At 32.4% G+C, this 1717-nt stretch carries 2 protein-coding genes; both read left to right on the top strand.

Translation table 11 applies throughout. From position 1 onward, the window contains the following. The coding region (locus tag FT986_RS11345) for a GNAT family N-acetyltransferase (protein WP_147865161.1) at positions 1 to 1293 on the top strand (1293 nt) is incomplete at its 5' end. A 20-nt stretch (positions 1294 to 1313) separates the two neighbouring features. After that, the coding region (locus tag FT986_RS11350; RefSeq protein WP_187248622.1) for an RteC domain-containing protein at positions 1314 to 1717 on the top strand (404 nt) is incomplete at its 3' end.

Consider the following 1717-nt stretch of genomic DNA (forward strand, 5'->3'; position numbering starts at 1 on the left):
CAGACGGGATTGAGGATTACCATCTCTAGGCATAATCAAAAAACAGATATTCTTCAATTGACCCAAACCTTAGCCCAATTATATCCTAAAGTAATGGAGAAAACAGGAAATACCTTACAAAGATTAAGCAAAGCCTTTAAAAAAGATTTTTCTTTTCAAGAGGAGACATCCGAAGGGCTGAAGTATAAACTCGTAGAGAAAAGCAGTATAGAACAGATCGATAAGAAGTTATGGAATACTTATTTTTTAGGAAAAGGAATTTTAGATTGGGAAGGTTTTAGGTTCATTGAAAATTGTTTTCTGGATCAGGTCGACAAAGAACACCAATGGAAGTTCTTTTACATCCAAATTTTTGATCTCCAAGAGAACTTATTGGTGATGGGTGTATTTACATTATGCCTATGGAAGGATGATCTCTTAGCAAAACCCTTGGTCTCAAAAGACATCGAATTAAAAAGAAAGGACAATAAATATGAATTTACCTCCAAGGTATTAAGTCTAGGCTCTTTATTTTCTGACGGACTTCCCTTGTATATCAATAAAGCTATTGTAAAAGATCATAAAGTACTCAACCTATTCTTTAGAACCATAGAAGATATAGCCTCTAAAAACAAAGCCTCTCAAATCGTATTAAGGGATTTTAATCTTTCATCACCTTATGATAAGGTTTTTCAATCTCAAGGTTTTGTACCAATATCTATGCCAGAGGTATGTCAAATAGAGGAGATGGACTGGAACAGCTTAGAAGGTTATTTAAATACTTTATCTAAAAGGTCTAAAAAACATTTTGAGAAAGACATTGCACCTTTTCGTTCTCGGGTAGAAGTAGAAATACTACAGCAGGTAACCGAAGAAGAGTTGGATCACTTTTATGAGTTGTATAAAAACGTAAAAGAAAGAAACCTTGGATTGAATATGTTTACCTACCCTAAATCGGTTTTTCAAGAAATGAACCGATCGAAATCTTGGGAGTTTATGAGCATCTCTATTAAAAATACTCCTACCAAAGATAGCAAAGCGATAGGCGTGATGTTTTGTTATAAAAATGGGGAAATTACGTATGTTCCTAGTTTGATAGGCTTGGATTATACTTACAATCAAGAATATCAAACCTATAGACAATTATTATTTGAAAGTATTTGGCGAGCAAATAAAAGCGGTTATCAAAAAATAGATTTTGGGGTAAGCGCCAACTTTGAGAAAAGAAAGTTAGGGGCAAGGGTAATCCCTAAACTTGCCTATATTCAAAGTAGTTCCAATTTTAAAATGGATTATTTAGAAGCTCAACAGTAATTAATTAAATGTTTGATGTGATGAAATTAGCCGAAGAAATTATTGAAAAGTTTACCAATCAAATGGATTCCCTAAATGAAAAGAATGACGAACCCTTAAAAAGTGCCAATCAAGGGATAGCCTTATGCAGTAAGACCCTATTCCAGTTAAAAAATACGGTTGAAAATCAAGAGTTTAAAAGTCTGGCATCGGAAATTCATTTTTTTAAAACCATTAAAAGTATTCCGATGAGTTATTTAATTTATTTTACAGAGTTACGGACTTGTGAATTACAAAAACCCAAAGCTGGTTTTCGATATCAAATCAATTTCCTTGAAAAAGAGTTAAAGAAAATCAATAAATTTTTCTATAGAAATTCTGATTTCGTTTATTATATGGAATTGGGACATACTTATTTAGATCATCAATTTTTTGCTCGAAAGAA

The sequence above is a fragment of the Mesonia sp. K4-1 genome (assembly GCF_008017825.1).
Lineage (GTDB): Bacteria > Bacteroidota > Bacteroidia > Flavobacteriales > Flavobacteriaceae > Mesonia.